This is a genomic window from Corynebacterium sp. MSK204 (assembly GCF_030229885.1).
GTDB lineage: Bacteria > Actinomycetota > Actinomycetes > Mycobacteriales > Mycobacteriaceae > Corynebacterium.
The window spans coordinates 38,715-57,603 of the sequence record NZ_JASPGQ010000004.1 but is presented as its reverse complement, the minus strand read 5'-3'; the positions used below and the strand labels follow the sequence as shown (position 1 = coordinate 57,603).

General features: G+C 62.6%; 14 protein-coding genes and 1 pseudogene. 4 read left to right on the top strand and 11 right to left on the bottom strand.

The features are described 5' to 3' along the window. Positions 1 to 45: 45 nt before the first annotated feature. From QP908_RS03750 to QP908_RS03720, 7 genes are all read right to left on the bottom strand, one after another. On the bottom strand, positions 46 to 1,251 hold the full coding sequence (locus QP908_RS03750; RefSeq protein ID WP_284771678.1) for a glycoside hydrolase family 76 protein: 1,206 nt from the start codon (positions 1,249 to 1,251) through the stop codon (positions 46 to 48). A gap of 53 nt (positions 1,252 to 1,304) precedes the next feature. Continuing rightward, a complete protein-coding gene (locus QP908_RS03745) occupies positions 1,305 to 1,913 on the bottom strand; it encodes a TrmH family RNA methyltransferase (protein ID WP_284771750.1) in 609 nt (202 codons plus the stop codon). A 304-nt stretch (positions 1,914 to 2,217) separates the two neighbouring features. Beyond that, entirely contained in the window at positions 2,218 to 2,772 is a 555-nt protein-coding gene (gene pyrE / locus QP908_RS03740; RefSeq protein ID WP_005279411.1) for an orotate phosphoribosyltransferase, read from the bottom strand. Between the two features lie 77 nt (positions 2,773 to 2,849). After that, a complete protein-coding gene (locus QP908_RS03735; RefSeq protein ID WP_284771677.1) occupies positions 2,850 to 4,913 on the bottom strand; it encodes a TtfA family protein in 2,064 nt (687 codons plus the stop codon). 73 nt (positions 4,914 to 4,986) lie between these two features. Then, complete coding sequence (locus tag QP908_RS03730) at positions 4,987 to 5,844, bottom strand: sulfurtransferase (RefSeq protein ID WP_284771676.1); 858 nt, start codon at positions 5,842 to 5,844, stop codon at positions 4,987 to 4,989. Between the two features lie 44 nt (positions 5,845 to 5,888). Beyond that, on the bottom strand, positions 5,889 to 8,444 hold the full coding sequence (gene clpB, locus QP908_RS03725) for an ATP-dependent chaperone ClpB (RefSeq protein ID WP_023024094.1): 2,556 nt from the start codon (positions 8,442 to 8,444) through the stop codon (positions 5,889 to 5,891). A gap of 298 nt (positions 8,445 to 8,742) precedes the next feature. Then, positions 8,743 to 10,119 (bottom strand): sodium/glutamate symporter, encoded by a 1,377-nt coding sequence (locus QP908_RS03720; protein WP_284771675.1) that lies wholly within the window; start codon positions 10,117 to 10,119, stop codon positions 8,743 to 8,745. A gap of 131 nt (positions 10,120 to 10,250) precedes the next feature. Here QP908_RS03720 and QP908_RS03715 point away from each other — a divergent pair. Next, positions 10,251 to 11,577: pseudogene (locus QP908_RS03715) on the top strand (NAD(P)-binding domain-containing protein). A 57-nt stretch (positions 11,578 to 11,634) separates the two neighbouring features. After that, positions 11,635 to 12,873, top strand: a complete 1,239-nt coding sequence (locus QP908_RS03710; protein ID WP_284771674.1) for an FAD-binding oxidoreductase — start codon at positions 11,635 to 11,637, stop codon at positions 12,871 to 12,873. On the opposite strand, the gene QP908_RS03705 is transcribed toward QP908_RS03710, so the two are convergent. After that, entirely contained in the window at positions 12,870 to 13,685 is an 816-nt protein-coding gene (locus tag QP908_RS03705) for a carbon-nitrogen hydrolase family protein (RefSeq protein WP_284771673.1), read from the bottom strand. The genes QP908_RS03710 and QP908_RS03705 overlap by 4 nt on opposite strands. Before the next feature lie 91 nt (positions 13,686 to 13,776). On the opposite strand from QP908_RS03705, the gene QP908_RS03700 reads away from it, so the two are divergent. Together QP908_RS03700 and QP908_RS03695 are read left to right on the top strand one after the other, a co-directional pair. Continuing rightward, on the top strand, positions 13,777 to 14,040 hold the full coding sequence (locus tag QP908_RS03700) for a hypothetical protein (RefSeq protein WP_284771672.1): 264 nt from the start codon (positions 13,777 to 13,779) through the stop codon (positions 14,038 to 14,040). Continuing rightward, the gene (locus QP908_RS03695; RefSeq protein ID WP_284771671.1) at positions 14,037 to 15,215 is read left to right on the top strand and encodes an alpha/beta hydrolase; all 1,179 of its coding nucleotides are present in this window, start codon (positions 14,037 to 14,039) and stop codon (positions 15,213 to 15,215) included. Before QP908_RS03700 ends, QP908_RS03695 begins: the two co-directional genes overlap by 4 nt. Positions 15,216 to 15,229: 14 nt before the next feature. On the opposite strand, the gene exaC is transcribed toward QP908_RS03695, so the two are convergent. From exaC to dnaJ, 3 genes are all read right to left on the bottom strand, one after another. Further along, positions 15,230 to 16,750, bottom strand: a complete 1,521-nt coding sequence (gene exaC / locus QP908_RS03690; protein WP_284771670.1) for an acetaldehyde dehydrogenase ExaC — start codon at positions 16,748 to 16,750, stop codon at positions 15,230 to 15,232. Between the two features lie 333 nt (positions 16,751 to 17,083). Further along, the gene (locus QP908_RS03685) at positions 17,084 to 17,620 is read right to left on the bottom strand and encodes a heat shock protein transcriptional repressor HspR (RefSeq protein WP_284771669.1); all 537 of its coding nucleotides are present in this window, start codon (positions 17,618 to 17,620) and stop codon (positions 17,084 to 17,086) included. Between the two features lie 20 nt (positions 17,621 to 17,640). Further along, entirely contained in the window at positions 17,641 to 18,846 is a 1,206-nt protein-coding gene (dnaJ, locus tag QP908_RS03680) for a molecular chaperone DnaJ (RefSeq protein WP_284771668.1), read from the bottom strand. Positions 18,847 to 18,889: the final 43 nt, after the last annotated feature.

Genomic DNA, 18,889 nt, shown 5'->3' with positions numbered 1-18,889 from the left:
AAACCCCACAGAGAAGATCACCCACAAAGAGGAGCAACAGCGCGGTTAATCGCGGCCCGATTTTTCGTGCAGGTCACGGGTCACCCGGGCGCACGCCTCCAAAAGCATCCAGCCCGACAGCTGCACGGATAGGTCGCGCTCATCCACGCGAATAATGCCCATCTTTTCACTCACGGTCGTGTGCCCGAAGCCGTAGTTGTGGGGAAGCCGGGCATCGGCAGTCCAGTCAGAGCCAAAAATTGGCAGGCCATCAACCTCGAGCCGGTGCTCCCACACGGATTCGGCAGACGCCACGACCATCCGGGTCGCCAGCTTCTTGGTAGCCCGGTTGGCGGGCGAATCCCCGGGCAGGCGCACGGCGACATCGGCAAGATAGCGCATCAGGATGCCCTTAAACAGGCCGCCGTCACCATCACCGGTCTCCCAATCCACGACGCCGGAGGGCGTCGCCATGCCGGAGGCAATAGCCTGAACCAGGCCACGGATCTTGATGATGTAGCTCATCATCTCGGAGGCCAATTCGGCCTCGTAAACGCTGTCGATCTGCTCCAGCTTGCCGATGCTCGACTCCTCCCGCATCGCCAACACAATCTCCAGGCATGCCCCGAGCATCACGCCCTGGCAGTACGGGTGGACCTGTTTGACGATCTCGGGGCCATCCATGCGCATGCGCACGCCGTCCATGATGAAACCGTCTTCATTGACCAAATTGTCGTAGACCCAGTCAACGATGCGGCGAGCCGCGGTGATTTCTCCCATCCGCGCGAGCATGATGGCGCCGGGCCCGTTGGCGGGCACGTTCATGAAGTTCTCGCCATCGCGCCACGGCAATATCCCCAGCGAGTCATCGAGCCCCTCGGTGATATTGCGCTGCAAAGACGCCAACGCCTTGGGCGGTTTCATCTTCTTCACCTCGCCCACACGCCCGAAGGCAAGAGCGAGCCAGGCCTTGTCATCGAAGTACTTATTCTTGGTCAGCTGCGTCAGGTTCCGGACGCGAATCCCGCGCGTAGTGTCAAGGATGCGCTGGCGGAGGACCTTGGTGTTCTTCCGCTCCGCCGCATCGACGAGGCAATCGAGGTAGTGCGCCTGCCACCAGTAGTGCCAGTGCACGAGGAGTTTTTCTTTCGTGGTGGGCGGCCAACTGACGATGGCGAGGTTGGTTCGCGGCAGGCCCCATACGGAATGTGCATGGCGCTCATCAATGGCGGTTTCCGCGAGTTCGGCGCGGTGGGCCCACTTTTCTTCCACGATTTCTTTATCACTCCAGTAGCAAGGTTTATTACAGTTAGTGTAACGGTCTCTTACCAGGAATTGTGCAGATCGGCGTGCTGCCGAATCCAGGCGTGCATGGCGATGCCCGCGGCCACACCAGCGTTGATGGACCGCGTGGAGCCAAATTGCGCGATGGAGCAGGTCATCAAGGCAGCATCTTGCGCGGCGGCGCTTACTCCGGGGCCTTCTTGCCCGAATAGCAGCAGGCTGCGCTCCGGTAGTTCGGCGGTTTCGAGGGGCACGCAACCGGGGGTGTTATCAATGGCCACCACGGTCAGGTTTTCCTCGGCCGCCCAGGCAATGAGCTTATCGACGCTCTCATGGTGCCGCAGATGCTGATACCTATCCGTCACCATGGCGCCGCGGCGGTTCCACCGGCGCCGCCCCACAATGTGGACGGTATCGACGGCAAAGGCATTGGCTGTGCGCACGACGGTGCCGATATTGGCGTCATTTTCAAAGTTCTCGATGGCGATATGCAAGCTATGCCGCCGCTTATCGATGTCCCGCCTAATCGCCTCCCGCCGCCAATACCGATACGCGTCGACAACATTGCGCCGGTCGCCCTCACGTAGGAGCTCCGGATCGTATTTTTCCGCCTCCGGCCCTTGTGGCCAGGGCCCTTCCCAGGGCCCCACGCCGTGCCGGCCCTCATTCCATTCGGTCGGCCCCTTCGCCTCTTCGGACCGTTCTTGCTGTTCTCGCTGCTCCTGCTGCTCCTGCTGCTCATGCTGCGCAGCACTCTCGCCCTGCGCGGCCCGCGCAATACTCTCGCCGCGCGCAGTCTGCTCGGCCGACTCGGTGCGTGCAGCTACGTCTGCTGGTTTGGTCTGCCCCGCTGGTCGCGCCGAACCGGTCGGCTGTGCCTGACCAGCGGGCGCTTCCTGGCCAGCCGGCCGCGTCGGACCAGCAGGCGCCTCCTGGGGTGCCTGGTCCATTGCGTTACGCGAGTCCAAGATCGTCCAAGCCAAGCAGGGAACGGTACTCAAGGCCCTCGGCCGAGATGACGTCCTCGGCGCCGGTAGCGCGGTCAACGACGGTAGCCACGCCTACTACTTCTGCCCCGGCCTCGCGCAATGCGGCGACTGCCGTGAGCGGCGAGTTGCCGGTCGTGGTGGTGTCCTCGACGACCAGCACCTTCTTTCCAGCCACATCCGCGCCCTCGATGCGGCGCTGCATGCCGTGCTTTTTGGCTTCTTTGCGCACGACGAAGGCGTCGATATCGCGGCCATCGGCATGCATGATGGAGGTGGCAACCGGATCCGCGCCGAGGGTTAGTCCTCCCACGGCCGCGAAATCCCAATCGGCGGTGAGCTCGCGGAGCAAGGATCCGATGAGGCGGGAGGCTTCGTGGTGCAAGGTCGCGCGGCGCAAATCAACGTAGTAATCGGCCTCTTTGCCCGAGGACAAAGTCACCTTGCCGTGCACAACGGCAAGCTCCTTGACCAGTTCCGCGAGACGCTTCTTCTTGTCTTCTTGCAGGTGCACTTCAGTCATCGCATTGCTCCTTCTTTAGAGTTTTCTTCGGCATATGAGGAAAGTCCTGGCTATGTGGGCCAACGCAACATTCTAGGCTACTCCCCCTGCCGCGGCCCCGACTCGTCCTGGCGGTCTTTATCGCGTGCAGCGGCTGGGCCACTGGCGTTTCTGGAACGACCTCGAGAAGAATCTCTGGATGGGCCCGTGGACGAGCCTTTGGTCGCACCTTCGGCCGCGTCTTTGGCCGCGTTCTTGGCCGCGTCTTCGGTCATGTCTTTCGCCCCGTCATTGCCCGGGCCTGGGGAGGCATCGCCGAGGCCGCCGCTGAAAGAGCCGCCAAAAGCGCTGCCAAAAGTGTCACCGAAGATGGAAGCCTCCCCGAATTGCCGGCGCGGCAGGCGGGCGCTGCCTGAATCGGGGGTGGGGCGCTCATTGCCATCGGCAATGGCATCGACTTCGTCGGCTCCAATCGCCGTGTGCTCAACCGGGCCGCGGGTCTCGGAGTACGTGCGCGATGGCATATCCAATGGTTCCTCCGGCCTTTGTATGACCGGTCGGGAAAACTCCGGTTGCCCCACCGACGTTGTGCCTCCCACTGCTTCAACCACAGGCGCGGCGGGAATTTCCCTGGCTGGGTCTAGATCCTCGAAGTGAATGGTATGCACGGAAGAGGAACGGGGTGGGAGGACGCGGGCGGCATCGGCAAGCAATGCCAAGGGCGGGAGCATTGCTTCCCAATCCGCGGTGCGCGAATGCTTGGTGGTTTGCGCCAAAACCCACTCGGTCTCCAGCCACAGCGCCGACACCACTTCCGGCATGCGCTGCAGCGCGATGCGCACGCGCTCGTCCACCATCCGCTCCGTCACGCCGCGATCGGAGGAATATACCTCAAACCCCTCGATGTTCATGGCCAAAAGCAGGTCCTCCGACATCTCGGGCTCTTGGCTGTCGAAGCGCTGGAAATCAATGACCACATCCGATGCCGCCCCCGTCCTCATCGCCATCACATTGACGCCGTCGATATCCATCAGCAGCATTTCGTGGCCGTACACGTTGCCGGCGACGATGTCTTTCGGCGCGGCGCCAGAGGAGGCGACTCCCCTCGTCCATTCATCGACAAGGTACTGGTCCGACTTCATGTACTCAAAGCCCCGGGTTTCCGCCCAATTCTTGCGCTCCCGGCGAATGGTGCCAGGGATAAGCGGCCGCGGCCTTCCCATAGGTCTAGTCTTCGCGTGAGCTTCCGGTTGCTCTTCAGTTCCCTTCTGGACCGCCTCGTCGGAGGAGGCATCCGCATCCGATTCCGTATCTTCAGCTGAGCCCGCGGCAGGGTGAATGCCAGAGCCTGCGCCAGTTTCCGCGGCCTTTTCAGTGTTGCCTGCGGTGTGAGCACTGTCGACGCTCTCGTTAGTGCCGTCAGTGTCGTTGCTGTCGTTGCTGTCGATACTGCCGTTGCTGCTGGCCCTGCCGGCACCGTCTGCGCCGGATGCAGGGCCTACGGTTGTGGCGTCGGTTGTGTTGCCCTTTACGACATTATTTTCCGAAAGAGCTTCGGACACGCTGGCGCGGGGGTCGTCGCTGGCGCTGCGGTGCGCATCGTCTGCAGTGCGATGGTGACGCCCTGAAGAGGTAGCTGAGGAAGAATCGGATTCAATATCGGGGGACGGCGAGTACTTTGCCGCGAAACTGGAGGAGGATTCAGTAGCGGCTTCATCTTCAGGTTCTGCGACCGTTTTAGCGTCCGGGGTGCCTTCGGCGTCTGGGGCGCCTTCGGCATCCTCGTCACTGCCGTCAGCATGGTCAGTGTCGTCCGTGTGGTCAGTGTGGTCCGTGCGATCAGTGTCGGTAGCTGCGCGGAAAGGCGCACCCTGGCCTTCCCGAGTGCCCAATTCTGCCCAGGTGTCCTGGTCTCCTTGGGCGTCCCGGTCTTTCCCGTTGTGTTGGGGCTTCTCGCCTTGAGATTGTTCCGCCGCCGAATTATCGGAATCGCCTGCAGCGGTGTCCTGCCGCTGGGTATCCGTGTCGTGGTGGAAATCGGTGTCCTGCTGGGATGCGGTGTCTCGCTGGGCATCGGCTGCGCGCTGGGTGCGGTCGTAGTACAGCAAAAAGCCACCGGCGATGCCGAGTACGAGCGCGAAAATCAGGAGTAAAGAAGCCATCATCTCCTGATAATAATAGGTACCGGCACCCCACGGTGCCGGTACCAGTCGGAGTCGGAGCGATTAATTGGAATTAATCGTTAACCGAGGTCCTATCCCCGCGTTCCACCGGGTTGGTCGGGTCTGCAGACCACTGCGACCAGCCCCCGATGTAGTGGCGCAGGCCGGTGAATCCTGCGTCCTCCATCGCCGCGAGTGCCAGTGCGGAGTGGTTGCCCGAACCGGAATAGATGATTGCGTCCTTGGTGTTTTCCTGGGTCAATCCGGCCGCGGCCAACACCTCACGGATTTCATCCGGGGTCTTCAACGTGCGCACCCCATCGTTGTGGAAGAGGCGCTCGGGAACATTGACCGCACCGGGGATGTGGCCCGCCTTCAAGTCCAAGTTCTCGCGACGGCCGGCAAAGCGGTTGCTCGAACGGGTATCGATGAGCACGCCCTCGTGCTCGCGGACGTCATCGATCGTAGCGGTAGGCAGCTGGCCGGGAGTGACCTCGAACTTCGAGCCGACCGCAATATTGCCCGGTCCCGTCAGGGTTTGGTAACCGTGCGCGAGCCAGTTTTCCAGGCCACCATCGAGGATGCGCACATCAGTCAGGCCTGCCCACCGCAGCGTCCACCACGCGCGGCCGGCAAAAAGCCCGCGGCCCTCGTCATAGACCACCACGGGGCGGTCTTCCTGCAGGCCCCAAGAGCGGATCCAGGCTTGCAGCTTATCTTCGTCAGGCAGCGGATTGCGGCCATTGCGCGAACCAGGAAGGCCGACGAAGGCCGCGCCGGTATCGCCAAAAAGTGCGGTGGGAATGTGCAGAGAAGCAAAGTCGATGAAGCTCTGGCCCGTCTTGGGCTGCCAGTGGGTGCCGAGGAGGGTGAAACGATCGCCGTGGTAGATGGATTCTTTGAGTTCCTGCGGGGAAACTAAAATGCTCATGCCTTCCAGTCTAAAGGCATGAGCATTATTTTTCGCCCGGTAATTTAGCGAGCGGAAATATCCAGCTCAGCACCGCCATCGGCGACGTCGACGTGGACGGTATCGCCATCGGCAATGTCACCAGCCAGAAGCTTCTTCGCTAGCTTGTCACCAATAGCCTGCTGGATGGTCCGGCGCAACGGGCGGGCACCGTAGGCGGGGTCATAGCCGCGGTCGGCCAACCAGGACTTGGCGGAATCGGATACCTGCAGCGTCAGGCGGCGGGCCTCCAGGCGCTCGGTGAGACCGCGCAGCTGGATGTCCACGATGCCGCGCAGCAGTTCCTCCGACAACGGCTCGAACATCACCACATCATCGAGGCGGTTGATGAACTCCGGCTTGAAGGCACGCTTCACGGCCTCCATGGTCTCGTCCTTCGTACCGCCGGCGCCCAGGTTGGACGTCAGAATAATGACGGTATTGCGGAAGTCGACGGTGCGACCCTGGCCATCGGTAAGTCGCCCCTCATCGAGTACCTGGAGGAGGACGTCGAAGACGTCGGGGTGGGCCTTTTCCACTTCGTCGAAAAGCACGAGCGTATAAGGTCGACGCCGCACGGCCTCGGTGAGCTGGCCACCGGCTTCGTGGCCGACGTATCCCGGAGGGGCACCGACGAGCCGGGAGACGGAGTGCTTCTCGCCGTACTCGGACATATCGATGCGCACCATGGCGGATTCATCGTCGAAGAGGAAGTCCGCCAACGCCTTGGCCAGCTCAGTCTTACCCACGCCGGTGGGGCCGAGGAAGAGGAAGGAGCCGGTCGGGCGGTTCGGGTCAGCCACGCCCGCGCGGGAGCGGCGCACGGCATCGGAAACGGCGGTGACGGCCTCGCGCTGGCCGACGACCCTCTTGCCCAACACCGATTCCATGTTCAGCAGCTTCTCGGTCTCACCCTGCAGCATCTTGCCGGCGGGAATGCCGGTCCACGCGGAGACGACCTCAGCGATGGTATCCGGGCTAACCTCCTCATCCAGCATGGTATTGCGCTGGGCGGCGGCCTTTTCTTCGGCCGCGGCTAGGTCCTTTTCCAGTGGCGGGATCTTGCCGTAGTTGATCTCGGAGGCTAGGGCGAGGTCGCCGTCGCGCTCGGCAATTTCTGCTTGGCGGCGGAGATCGTCGAGCTCCTCCTTGATATCCTGCACGTCATCGATGGCCTTCTTCTCGTTGGCCCAGCGCGCCTTGAGCTCGCCGAGCTTTTCGCGCTGGTCCGCGAGCTCGCCCTGCAGGGCGGCCAGGCGGTCCTTGGAGGCGGCGTCGGATTCCTTCTTCAGCGCGAGCTCCTCGATCTCCATGCGGCGAACGATGCGCTCGAGCTCATCGATTTCCTGCGGCGAGGAGTCGATTTCCATGCGCAGGCGGGAGCCGGCTTCATCGACTAGGTCGATGGCCTTATCCGGCAGGAAGCGGTTGGTGATGTAGCGATTCGATAGCTCCGCTGCCGAAACCAAGGCGGAGTCCATGATGCGCACGCCGTGGTGCACCTCGTAGCGCTCCTTGAGCCCGCGCAGGATTCCGATGGTGTCTTCCACGGACGGCTCTGCGGCGTAGACCTGCTGGAAACGGCGCTCGAGGGCGGCGTCCTTTTCGATGTACTTGCGGTACTCATCCAACGTGGTTGCACCAACAAGGCGCAGCTCGCCGCGGGCCAGCATGGGCTTAATCATGTTGCCCGCGTCCATGGAGCCTTCGCCGGTAGCGCCGGCGCCGACGATGGTGTGCAGCTCATCGATGAAGGTGATAATTTCGCCCTCAGACTGCTTGATTTCATCCAGGACAGCCTTGAGGCGCTCCTCGAATTCGCCACGGAACTTGGCGCCGGCAACCATGGAACCAAGGTCGAGGCTGATAAGCGTCTTGCCCTTCAGAGACTCGGGGACATCGCCAGCCACGATGCGGCGAGCCAGGCCCTCAACGATCGCAGTCTTGCCGACGCCCGGTTCACCAATCAACACCGGATTGTTCTTCGTCCTGCGCGAAAGCACCTGGACGACGCGCCGGATTTCCTGATCGCGCCCAATGACCGGGTCGATCTTGCCCTCGCGCGCCCGCGCGGTGAGGTCGGTGGCGTACTTTTCTAGGGCCTGGAATTGGTCTTCCGGGTTCTCCGAGGTCACCTTGGCGGCCCCGCGCACGGAGGGGAAGGCGCCCTTGATGGCGTCGTAGGTTGCGCCGCGGCCGGTCAGCAACTCGGCAGCGTCGGTCTTCGAACCGGCGATGGCGGCGAGGAGGACTTCGGTGGACACAAACTCATCGCCAAGCTCGCCCGCCAATTCCTGCGACTTGGTCAGTACGTTTAAGCCATCCCGGTTGAATTGCGGGTTGGACATATTGGCGCCCTCGGCGCTGGGATAAGAGTTAACCAGCTCGCGTGCTTCTTTCAGCACGGTATCCGGGTCAACGCCGGTGGCCTTGAGCACTGGCGCGGCAATGCCGCCTTCCTGCCCAAGGATGGCCGCCAGCAAATGCGCCGGGCGGATATCCGGGTTGCCATTCGCGGAAGCGGTCTGCAGGGCCTCCTGCAGTGCCTCTTGTGTCTTGGTGGTGGGGTTAAAAGAACTCATGTGTATGTTTCTCCTTCTAAGATTTATTCGTCCATTTTAAGGATTCACTTGGTATAACGCACATAAAGTTGAGCCTATTCCACTCAACCCAAATTTTTTGAGTCCACCCGGCTCAACTTCCCGTTTTCTGCCACAACAGCCTTCCCGAAGCCCGGCCGCCCCAAGAGTGGAGAGCACGGTGCAATCGAGGTGGGGCTGAAAGGGGCATCGGCAAGCAAGCGAATTGGCGGCACGCCAAAGCCGGGCCTCCACAGCAGAAGTGTGGGAGCCCGGCTTGCGCAGAGTGGATTTGTGAAGGCTAGGTTTCTTGTTTCTGGCCCACGTGGCCGATGCCCTCTTTGAAAATCGTGCCGCGCGGCGGAAGCAAGCCCATGAATTTGAATGTCAGGTACACGCCGATGGAAATGGCCAGCGAGACGGCACCGAACGCGCCGGTAAACCCGTACATCACGGCCATCGGCGCGATGATGGTCCACGAAATCTCGAACGGGCCGAAGCCGATGTAGGCCATGCCGTATTCGGAAAGCGTTCCGGACTTCAGCTTCGGGTCGACGATCTTGAGTACGGCGATGCCGGTGGCCACGGTGGCCGTCGCCCAGCCCCAGCCGAAGATGCCGCGCTCGATCCAGCGCTCGCCAAAGAACTCGGCGGGGAACCACATCAGGAAGAAGGTGCAGAAGATCGTGCCCAGGATGAACAGGACAAGCAGCGCCTGCCAGTAGGAAGCGATAGCGGCAGGAACGATGGCGGCCACACCGAAGGCGATGAGGTAATCGGTAGCGGCACCGGAGATGGAGGATACGGAATCCTTATCCAGGTAATCCTCGGCGCCGACGAAGTTCATGATGGCGCGGAAGATGAGGCCGATAACCATGGACATCGCAAAGAGCGGGATCGAAACATTTTCCCAAATGCTGGAAATACCCTGATTGACGCCATAAGCCGTCATGACCGTGAGAATGATGAAGCCGAAGTGCAGCGCGAGCGGCTCGATGGAAGAAGGGTTGGTGGTCGCGCGGCCGAGAGAGGGGCGATCATCCAGGTTCTTGATGTAGCCGCGGCGAATCTCTTCCGGCAGCTCCTTGGGAACGTAGGATACCTTGCCCTTGCGGATGCCCCAGTTACCAGCGATGACACCGCCGATAATCGCGGCCAGCGTGCCGACGGTCGCAGACGTAAAGCCCAAAGACGCAGCCGCCTCGGCGCCGACGCCCTCCAGCGCGCCACCCACAGCGGCGGCCGTGCCGAAGCCACCGGTAAAGCCAACCGGCAGCATCATGCCGAACCAGTTCGGGGTATCAAAGACCGGGGCGAAGAAGAGCAGGCCCAGCACGATGAAAAGGCCCCACTGGCCGGTAAACATCATGGTGGAATAGCCCCACATATTGCGCGCGCCCTTGCCCATGTTGCCGCCAACCTCCATGGAATAGGCCATCGAGGCAAAGACCACGGCGATGAGGATGGAGGTGTAATCGCCGAGGTTATCGGAGAAGTTGATCCAGCCCAGCACGTTGGGCCCGACGAGCAGGCCGAGCAAGCCGGCGGTAATGGGGGCAGGCAGCAATAAGTCCTGGAAGATAAACTTCACTTGGTGGCGCAAAATATTGCCGATGACCATGAGTAAGGAAATCCAACCCACGTCCAGCATGAGGGTATAAGCGGAAAAATCTTCCATGGGAATCCTTTCTAGCTGTGCAATTATGGCAGGCCGCTCACGCGTAGCGAGCGCGCAGATAAAAAGTACATTACCTATCATGTAGTGAGCCACAACATACGGCGGATTTTCACCCCCGCTACAATGGCACGGTGGAGCACTATCTCAGCATCATCATCGGCGCGGGCCAGGCAGGCTTGGCGACGGCCCACCAGCTCACCTCCCGCGGCCTTATCCCGGCCCAAGACTTTTTGCTTATCGATGCCAACCCTGCCCCCGGCGGTGCCTGGCGTCATCGCTGGGATTCCCTGACGCTGGGCAAGGCCCATAACATCGCGGATCTGCCGGGCATGCCCGCCCCGCTTGCCGATGCCTCCTCCCCCGCCTCCCTCGTAGTCGCCGACTACTACGGCGCCTACGAGGACAAGTTCCAACTTCGGCCCTACCGCCCGGCGCGCGTCCGCAGCGTCCGCGCCCTGCCCGGAGGGCACGGCACACGCGGCGCGCGCAATCTCCACGGCCCGCGCGATGATCGCGCATCAGGGAACCCAGACGAGCCACGCAGTACGCACGCCTCGCACGGCGAGCGCGAGCCGCGCGGCGCGTTTCTCGTGACGTTGGAATCTGGCAAGCAGTTTTCCGCGGACACCATCGTTAACGCCACCGGCACGTGGGATAGGCCGTATATTCCTTACATTCCGGGTATTAGCAGTTTCGGCGGGCGCCAATTGCACACCAAGGACTATTCGTCGGCGGAAGATTTTGCAGGCCAGCACGTGTTGGTCGTCGGCGGTGGGCTATCCGCGGTGCAGTTTTTATTGGAACTTGAGGGCATCGCCCAGACCACCTGGGCCACGCGGCGGGCACCGGATTTTACGGACACGGAGTTCGATAAGCAGTGGGGCTTGGATGTGGAAAAGAAGGTCCGCGAGTGGGTCTTTAGCGGAAATCCTCCAGCCTCGGTGGTCTCGACCACCGGGATTCCGCCCTGGCAGGAATACCTGGATGCGGTCGAGCGCGGCGTTCTGGTCTCGCGCGGCATGTTCAATGCCATTGACGCGACCGGCGTGCGGTTTAGCGGGTCTGCGAGCGGCGGGGCCGCCGCGAGGGGTGACGCTGCGGCGGACCACTCGACGGTGACAGACGGCGAGACGGCGGCCGGCGGCAGAACTGCTGTGAGCAGTGAGGTGGCGGGGGCATCGGAAAGCGTGGCGGCATGGCAGCCGTATCCGGCGGGCACGCACTTGGCGGTGGACGTCATCTTTTGGAATACCGGTTTCCGCCCGGTGCTGGACCACCTGGCACCGTTGCGATTGCGCTCACGCAAGGGCGGGATTGTTATGCGCAACGAGGTCTCGCCTGTGGCGAACCCGCGGGTCTTTCTCGCCGGCTATGGATCGACCGCTTCGACGGTGGGGGGGGGCGACGCGCGCGGGTCGTTTGGCAGCGCGCGAGGTTATCAAGGTGCTGGGACTGTAGCGCGGGGACGAAAATGCGCACGCTAAAAGGCAGGCAAGCACACTAGGATGGGAAAACATGTGGGAATTGGGCGAGCACTTCCGGAAGTATGCAGACGACTACCGCGATGCGGTGCATGAGCAGTTTTTCCTCATGGTGCCGGAAGCGCGGCAGGTCTTTTCCCTTTCTATGCAGGACACCCACCGGTCCATGGTGCACGCATTGGCGTGGGTGATTGAACATGCGGAGCCCGACAGCGCCGGCGCGAAGGCGGGGTCCGGGGTTGGAGCTGCGTTGCCCGAGGCAGTCCGGGAGAAGATCGCGCAGCTCGGCCGCGATCACCGCAGGCACGGCTTCCCGGCAGAGGTCTACGCGCGGTTCGAGGATGCGCTCATCAAAGGCCTGCGAGTGTTGGCGCTGACGCGGTACCAATACGACTTCGCCTGTGCCGTCATCCACCAGGTTTGCGAGGAGATGGCCACTGCGGCGCGCGAGGCGGACCTGGCTGGAGAGGCGCCGGCGTATTCGGGGCAGGTGGTTGCGGTGGAGCGGCCGACGCGCGAAACCGCGGTCATTCGCGTCGAGGCGGGCATGCCCGCCACCTTTGAGCCGGGGCAGTATTTCCCCGTCACCACCCAGTACCTTCCCGGCCAATGGCGCATGCTCACCCCCGCGCAGCCAAGCGATGCCACCGGCCAGTTGGTCTTCCACGTCGCCGCGGTGGGCGCGGCTTCGCGGTCGCTTGCGCATACCAAGCCGGGCGATTGGTGGACTTTGGGCCGGCCCACCGGGTCCATTTGGCAGGATCTGCGCGCGTTGCGCGGCGGAAGGTTGGTCATCGTGGCCTATGGCACGGGCTGGGCGGCGGCGCGGTGCTTGGCGCTGGCGGCCCGCCAGGCCGCGGATGCGGGCGAGGAGGGACTCGCTAAGAACCTGGCCCTGCAGATTTTTGCCGTTGCGGATAGCCCCGGCGCGCACTATGACACGCACTTCCAGCGGAACCTTGCGGCCCTCTACCCCGATCTCAGCCTGCGCCGCATCATCCGGCAGGAAAACGACCCATGGCTACTGGGGGCACGGCCGCTTGCCGATGCCGCCACCCTCACCCTTTCCCCCGACCCGACCGATGTAGTAGTCAACGAGGTCGAGTTATCCACAACCACTCCCACCTACTTCGCCCTCTTCGGCAGCGCCGAGGAGGTAGCGGAAGGGAGGAAGGGGTTGGAGAAAAGGGGCATCGGCAAGCAGTGGATCTTAAGCCACAGCTGGGGCCGCGACCGGGAGTGGCTGCCGGAGGATTATGCGGCGCAGTCTTAGTCGTTAAGTTCTAGCACCGGCAGGGAGCGGCGCGTCTTCGCTACTTCGTGCGGATCGATGTCGGCGTAGAGGATCTCGTCTTCGTAGCCGGCCTCGGCCACGCGCACACCGTTGGGATCGACGATGGTGGAGTGCCCAATGCCGGTCGGTCCCGAGGGGGACCCGGCCTCAGCGTTGCCGCCTGGGCGGGATTGGCCCGCGGCGAGGATATAGCTGGTGGAATCCAGCGCCCGGGCCGCCGTGAGTAGGCGCCACTGCTCCAGCTTGCCGGGGCCATCTGCCCAGCTGGTGGGCACGACGATGAGCTGCGCCCCCTCGCGCGCAAGCTCCTTGAACTGCTCCGGGAAGCGGATATCGTAGCAGACCACGACGCCGACGGTAAGGTCATCGACGTCAAAGGTCACCAAGGACTCCCCGGGCTGCACCGTATCGGATTCGCGGTAGTCAAAGGCATCGTAGGTGTGGATTTTCTCGTAGCCGCCCAGCACGCCCGGGCCCGCGACGAGCGCGGTATTGGATACGCGGTTGATGGTCTTGTCCTCGCGCTCGACTGTATCGGCTGGGCAGAACATGCCGACGACGACGGTGACCTCCAATTCCTCCGCCGCTTCCTGGATCGCGGTGGCGAACGGACCTTCGAGGTTCTGCGCCTGCTCATCTAGGCGGCCCGAGCGGAAGTTCTGCGAGGTGGCCTCGGGCAGCACGATAAGGCGCGCGCCCGCCGCCGCGGCTTCGCGGATTTTATCTAGGGCGAGTTCTTGGTTTTCCTCGATGCTGCCGGTGGAGGTCAATTGCACTGCTGCTACTTTCATAAATCCCAACTTAGTGCAGCGTCACCTAGTTATCCACAGGTTTGCGGTTTTGCCCTCGCGGCTACAGCCCGCAGCGGCCACGCTTTAAGGCATGAGTTATGTAGATATTCCTGAACACCTTCCCGCACATGTACGCACGTTGAAGGCGCGGCCGGCGGCGGCGTTGCCGGGGGCACACTTAAGCGTGGCCTCCCGGACGTCAGCCTCCCTCCAGCGCGCGGTGGCGCAATGGTCCGAGACGCAGCAGCTTAGCGATGCCACCGTTTCCGAGCGCCTGCGCAGCCTCCACTCCTTCCTGGACCGCAGCGGCGCGCTCGATTCCTCGCTCGCCGCGAGCTTGGGGAGGACGCGATGAATTTATCGACCGCCCTGCGCCACAGCGCCGCGCAGCTCGCCGCGGACCGCGCTGGTCTGCATAATCACTATGTGGACTCGCACCACGATTGGCTGTCTCTATCGCTGGGCGGGCCCGCGGGCGTGGCGGCGCGCTCCGGTTTGGCGGAGGCGACCGAGTGGCTGAGTAGCCCGCTTGGGCAGATGGAGCACGTCATCGAGGTGCTGGACCGGCACGCGGATCTGCAGGCCTGGCGCGAGGGGGTGGAGGCGCGGATCATTTCTTTTCTAGGCAAGGTTGATGAGTTTTCTGGCCCCGCCGCGCTAGCTGGCGGCGTGCTGCTGCGGGAGGTGCGCGCGCTTGGCGATGCCCTCGATTGGCTCTGCTCCCAAGAAATCGACGCCCTCTGCACGCCCGCGGGGGTGGAACCGCCGCAGCGGCTGGAAGATTTTGCCGATCTTCCCCTCGATACCATCCACGAGATTAACCTCGTCCAGGCCAGTGACCGCGTGGCGCAGCTGGCCGCGGATAACCCCGATATGCGCATCGTGGAGACCAGCCCCGGCCGGCTGGTGGCACTGGTGGATCCTGAGGGCTTTCGCACGGAGCCTGCGTCCGTGACCACGTTTGTCGAAGGCGTGCATTCCTCCGACCCCACTACCTGGCAGCGCGCCGTGGACCGTGGCCGCAATATCGCCAAGGCGAGCGGTGGTCCTGCCGCCGTGTGGTTGGGCTACCAGGCCCCGTCGAGTTTGCCGCGCGCCGTGCATGCCGATCCCGCGCGGGCAGCGGGGCAGGAGCTGGTGCGGTTTCAGCGGGGCATCGGCAAGCGGTATCCAGGCGCGAAGCGAACGGTGGTGGGCTATTCCTATGGCTCCGTCGTGACCGGATATGCGGCGCGCGAGGAGGACATCGCCTCCGATATCGTGCTCGTGGGAAGCCCCGGCACCAGCGCCCAGCATGCCCGCGAGCTGCACGGCACCGTGTGGGCGGCGACCAATGACAATGACCCCATCGCTATCGCGACGGGGCCACTCAGTGGAATCCATGGTCCGGATCCCACCACCCAGTCCTTTGGCGCCACTCCCCTGCCCGGCGCGGATGGCCTGCCCGGGGACCACGGATCTTATTGGGAGGATCCGCAGTTCCTGCGCGGTTTGGGCACGGTGGCTTCCGGGGAATCGAGGGCGGATTAAAGCAGGCTGTGGGTTTAGAAGAGTCCTGCGGGGGCGTCGGAGTACGAGACCAGCATGTTCTTGGTTTCCTGGTAGTGGCCGAGCATCATCAAGTGATTCTCGCGGCCCAAGCCGGATTCCTTGTAGCCGCCGAAGGCGCTGTGTGCTGGGTAGTCGTGGTAGTGGTTGACCCACACGCGGCCGGCCTGAATATCGCGCCCGGCGCGGTAGCAGATGTTTTGCTGGCGCGACCACACGCCGGCGCCGAGGCCGAAGTTGGTGGTATTTGCGATCTCGATGGCCTCGTCGTAATCCTTGAAGGTCGCCACAGACAGCACTGGCCCGAAGATTTCCTCCTGGAAGATGCGCATCTCATTGCTGCCCTTAAAGACCGTGGGCTCGATGTAGTAGCCGTTTTCGAGGCCTTCTACCTTGTTCACGTGGCCGCCGGTGAGCGTTTCCGCGCCTTCTTCTGGGCCGATCTTGAGGTATTCGGTAATCTTGTCCATCTGTTCCTGGGAGGCCTGGGCGCCCATCATGGTTTCGGTATCCAACGGGTGGCCGATCTTGATCTTCTTGACGCGTTCGATGGCGAGCTCCAAGAACTTATCGGCAATATCCTCATGGACCAGGGCGCGCGATGGGCAGGTGCAGACTTCGCCCTGGTTGAGTGCAAACATGACGAATCCCTCGACGCACTTTTCCAGGTAGGAGTCATCTTCATCCATGATGTCTTTGAAAAAGATGGACGGCGACTTACCGCCGAGCTCCAGGGTGACCGGGATGACCTTGTCCGCGGCGGCCTTATTGATGAGCTTGCCCACTGGGGTGGAGCCGGTGAACGCGATTTTGGCGATGCGATCCGAACCCGACAATGCCGCACCGGCTTCCTCGCCCACGCCGTTGACGATATTGAGTACGCCATCTGGGAGGAGGTCGCCGATAATATCCATGAGCAAGAGGATGGATGCAGGCGTTTGCTCCGCGGGTTTCAGCACGATGCAGTTACCAGCGGCCAGGGCCGGTGCGATCTTCCAAGAGGCCATGAGCAGCGGGAAGTTCCACGGGATGATTTGGCCAACAACGCCGAGTGGCTCGTGGTAGTGGTAGGCCACGGTGTCTTCGCTGATTTGGGACAGGCGGCCCTCCTGCGCACGGATGGCGCCCGCGAAGTAGCGGAAGTGGTCAACGGCCAGCGGGATATCGGCAGCCAAGGTCTCGCGGACGGCCTTGCCGTTTTCCCAGGTCTCCGCGACGGCGATCTTTTCGAGGTTTTCTTCAATCCGGTCCGCGATGCGGTGCAGCAAGAGTGCGCGCTCTGCCGGCGTGGTCTTGCCAAAGGTTGCAAACGCCTTTTCCGCGGCATCGATGGCTGCGTTGATATCGGCTTCCTTGCCGCGGGCCACCTGACAAAATACCTCGCCGGTCACGGGACTGATGTTGTCCATGTATTCGCCATCGACTGGCGGCACCCACTTTCCACCGATGTAGTTGTCATAGCGGTCGCGGTAGTTGACGATGGCCCCTTCGGTTCCGGGTGCTGCGTACAAAGTCATGATGGTGGTGTCCTCTCGTGCAGAAATCTCGACTGTGGTTCTTGCCAGGTATAGTCCTTGCCGTGTATGGCTCGGACCACTGCAGGCGTTCTACTGTGGTGTACCTCACCTGCTTTCCAGACATAGTAATGCAATTTTTCGCATTCCGCACTAAATAGGGGTGAGAAATTAACATTTCTTCACCGCCCAAAGTCCGGTTGTGCGGGTGTGGCATTTCCGGGGTGAGGGACTTTTAGGCAGAGATAAACCCTCCATTCCTGTGCGGGCGCTACGCCGTAAAAGGTATGGAGGGTTTTAGTTGAGGTTTCTCGTCCGCAGGACGAGTTAGGCGGTTTATCCGGTTTCGCTACCGTTGTTTCGGCGATTGCGTTTGCGATCGCGCGCGGTGCGCGGGCTCCACATCACCACGGAGGTAGACCGCGGAACGTGGACGAGCTCACCGCTGCGTTGAGAACGCACCGGGGTCCGCGAGCCTTGTGGGCCTTGTGCGCCGCGGGCGTGCTGCCCCTGGGCTTGGGGGTGCTGTGCCCCCGGGCGCTGCCCGGCGGCGAGCTGGTCGCGGAGGGTGCGGACCTCATCGGCAAGCGCATCGCGTTCGGCCTCGAGCTGGTCGCGCTCTTCGGTTAACTCGATGATGGATTTGATGCCGGCAAGGTTGACGCCATCGTCTTGCGACAGCGCCTGAATCTTGCGGAGCAATTCAATATCGCGATCCGAATAACGGCGGCCACCGCCGCGAGTGCGGGCCGGGGAGACCAAACCCATGCGGTCATAGGTGCGCAGGGTTTGGGCGTGCATCCCGGAAAGCTCGGCGGCCACGGAAATGACGTAGACCGCAGTGGCGGAGCCTTCTGCCTTTCCAGTACTCATTGTGCAATGCACCTCCTGCCTTAATTGCTCTCCGCGCCGGCCCAGTCTGCGCGGGGATTAAAGCCAGAGTCCTTTTCGGCTTGTGCATAGGTACGCAGGGCGCTGGAGGCCGCGGCATCGAGCTTGGAAGGCACGGTGACCTGCACGCTCACCAAGAGGTCGCCAGCCTTGCCGGCGCGCTTGGCAATGCCGCGCCCACGCACGCGCAGGGTGCGGCCATCCGGGGTGCCAGCCGGGATCTTCACGCGGACCGGGCTATCCAAGGTAGGAACCGTGATGGTGTCACCAAGGGCGAGCTCGGCAAACGAGACGGGGACGGTGATGTGGATATCGTCGCCGTCGCGGGTAAAGACCTTGTCAGGCCTGACGGTGACCGCAACGAAGAGGTCACCGGCCGGGGTGCCATTCGGGCCTGCCTCGCCTTGGCCGGCGATACGGACCTTTTGGCCGTCGATGACGCCGGCGGGGATGCGGACCGTGATGTTCCGGGTGCGGTGCACCGTTCCGGTGCCGTTGCAGTCTGGGCACGGATCTGTGATGCGGCGGCCCGTGCCATCGCAATCCTTGCACGGCGCGGAGAAGCCGAAGGCACCGCGGTTTTCCGAGGTGTATCCGGAGCCATTGCAGGTCCCGCACGTTGAGGTCTTGCCGGAGGAAGAACCCGAGCCATGGCACGTGGTGCACGGCGCGTTACCGCTTAAGGCCAGCGGGATGGTGGTCCCCTTGGCGGCCTCGCGGAAATCGAGGGTTATTTCCGTTTCGACGTCGGCCCCCCGCGACGGTTTAGCTGAGTGGCCAGCACTACCGCTGCGGTTGAAAACGCTACCGAAGATATCCCCAAAACCGCCGCCTTGAGACGATCCTCCAGTGGCACCTCCGAAGAGGTCCGAGAGGTCGAAGTCTTGCGCACCTTGTCCACCCATGTTCGTGGATCGAAACCCGCCGGGAAAGCCGGCGCCTCCGTTCCGTCCGAAGCCACCGCCATTGCGCAGCATGGCCTTGAACTGGTCGTATTCTTTGCGTTCGGAGGCATCGGAAAGCACATCGTATGCTTCCGCAACCCGCTTGAACCGGTCCGCTGCCGCGGGGTCATCGGGGTGGGTATCGGGGTGGTTTTCGCGGGCAAGCTTGCGGTACGCGCGCTTGATCTCGCTTTGGTCTGCGGACGAGGAGACCCCCAGATCCGCATAATAATCTTTGTCTGCCCATTCGGGTTTAGCGCTCACTGGGCATCTCCTCCTTTCAAGAAGAATCGGTTGTAATTAGTAA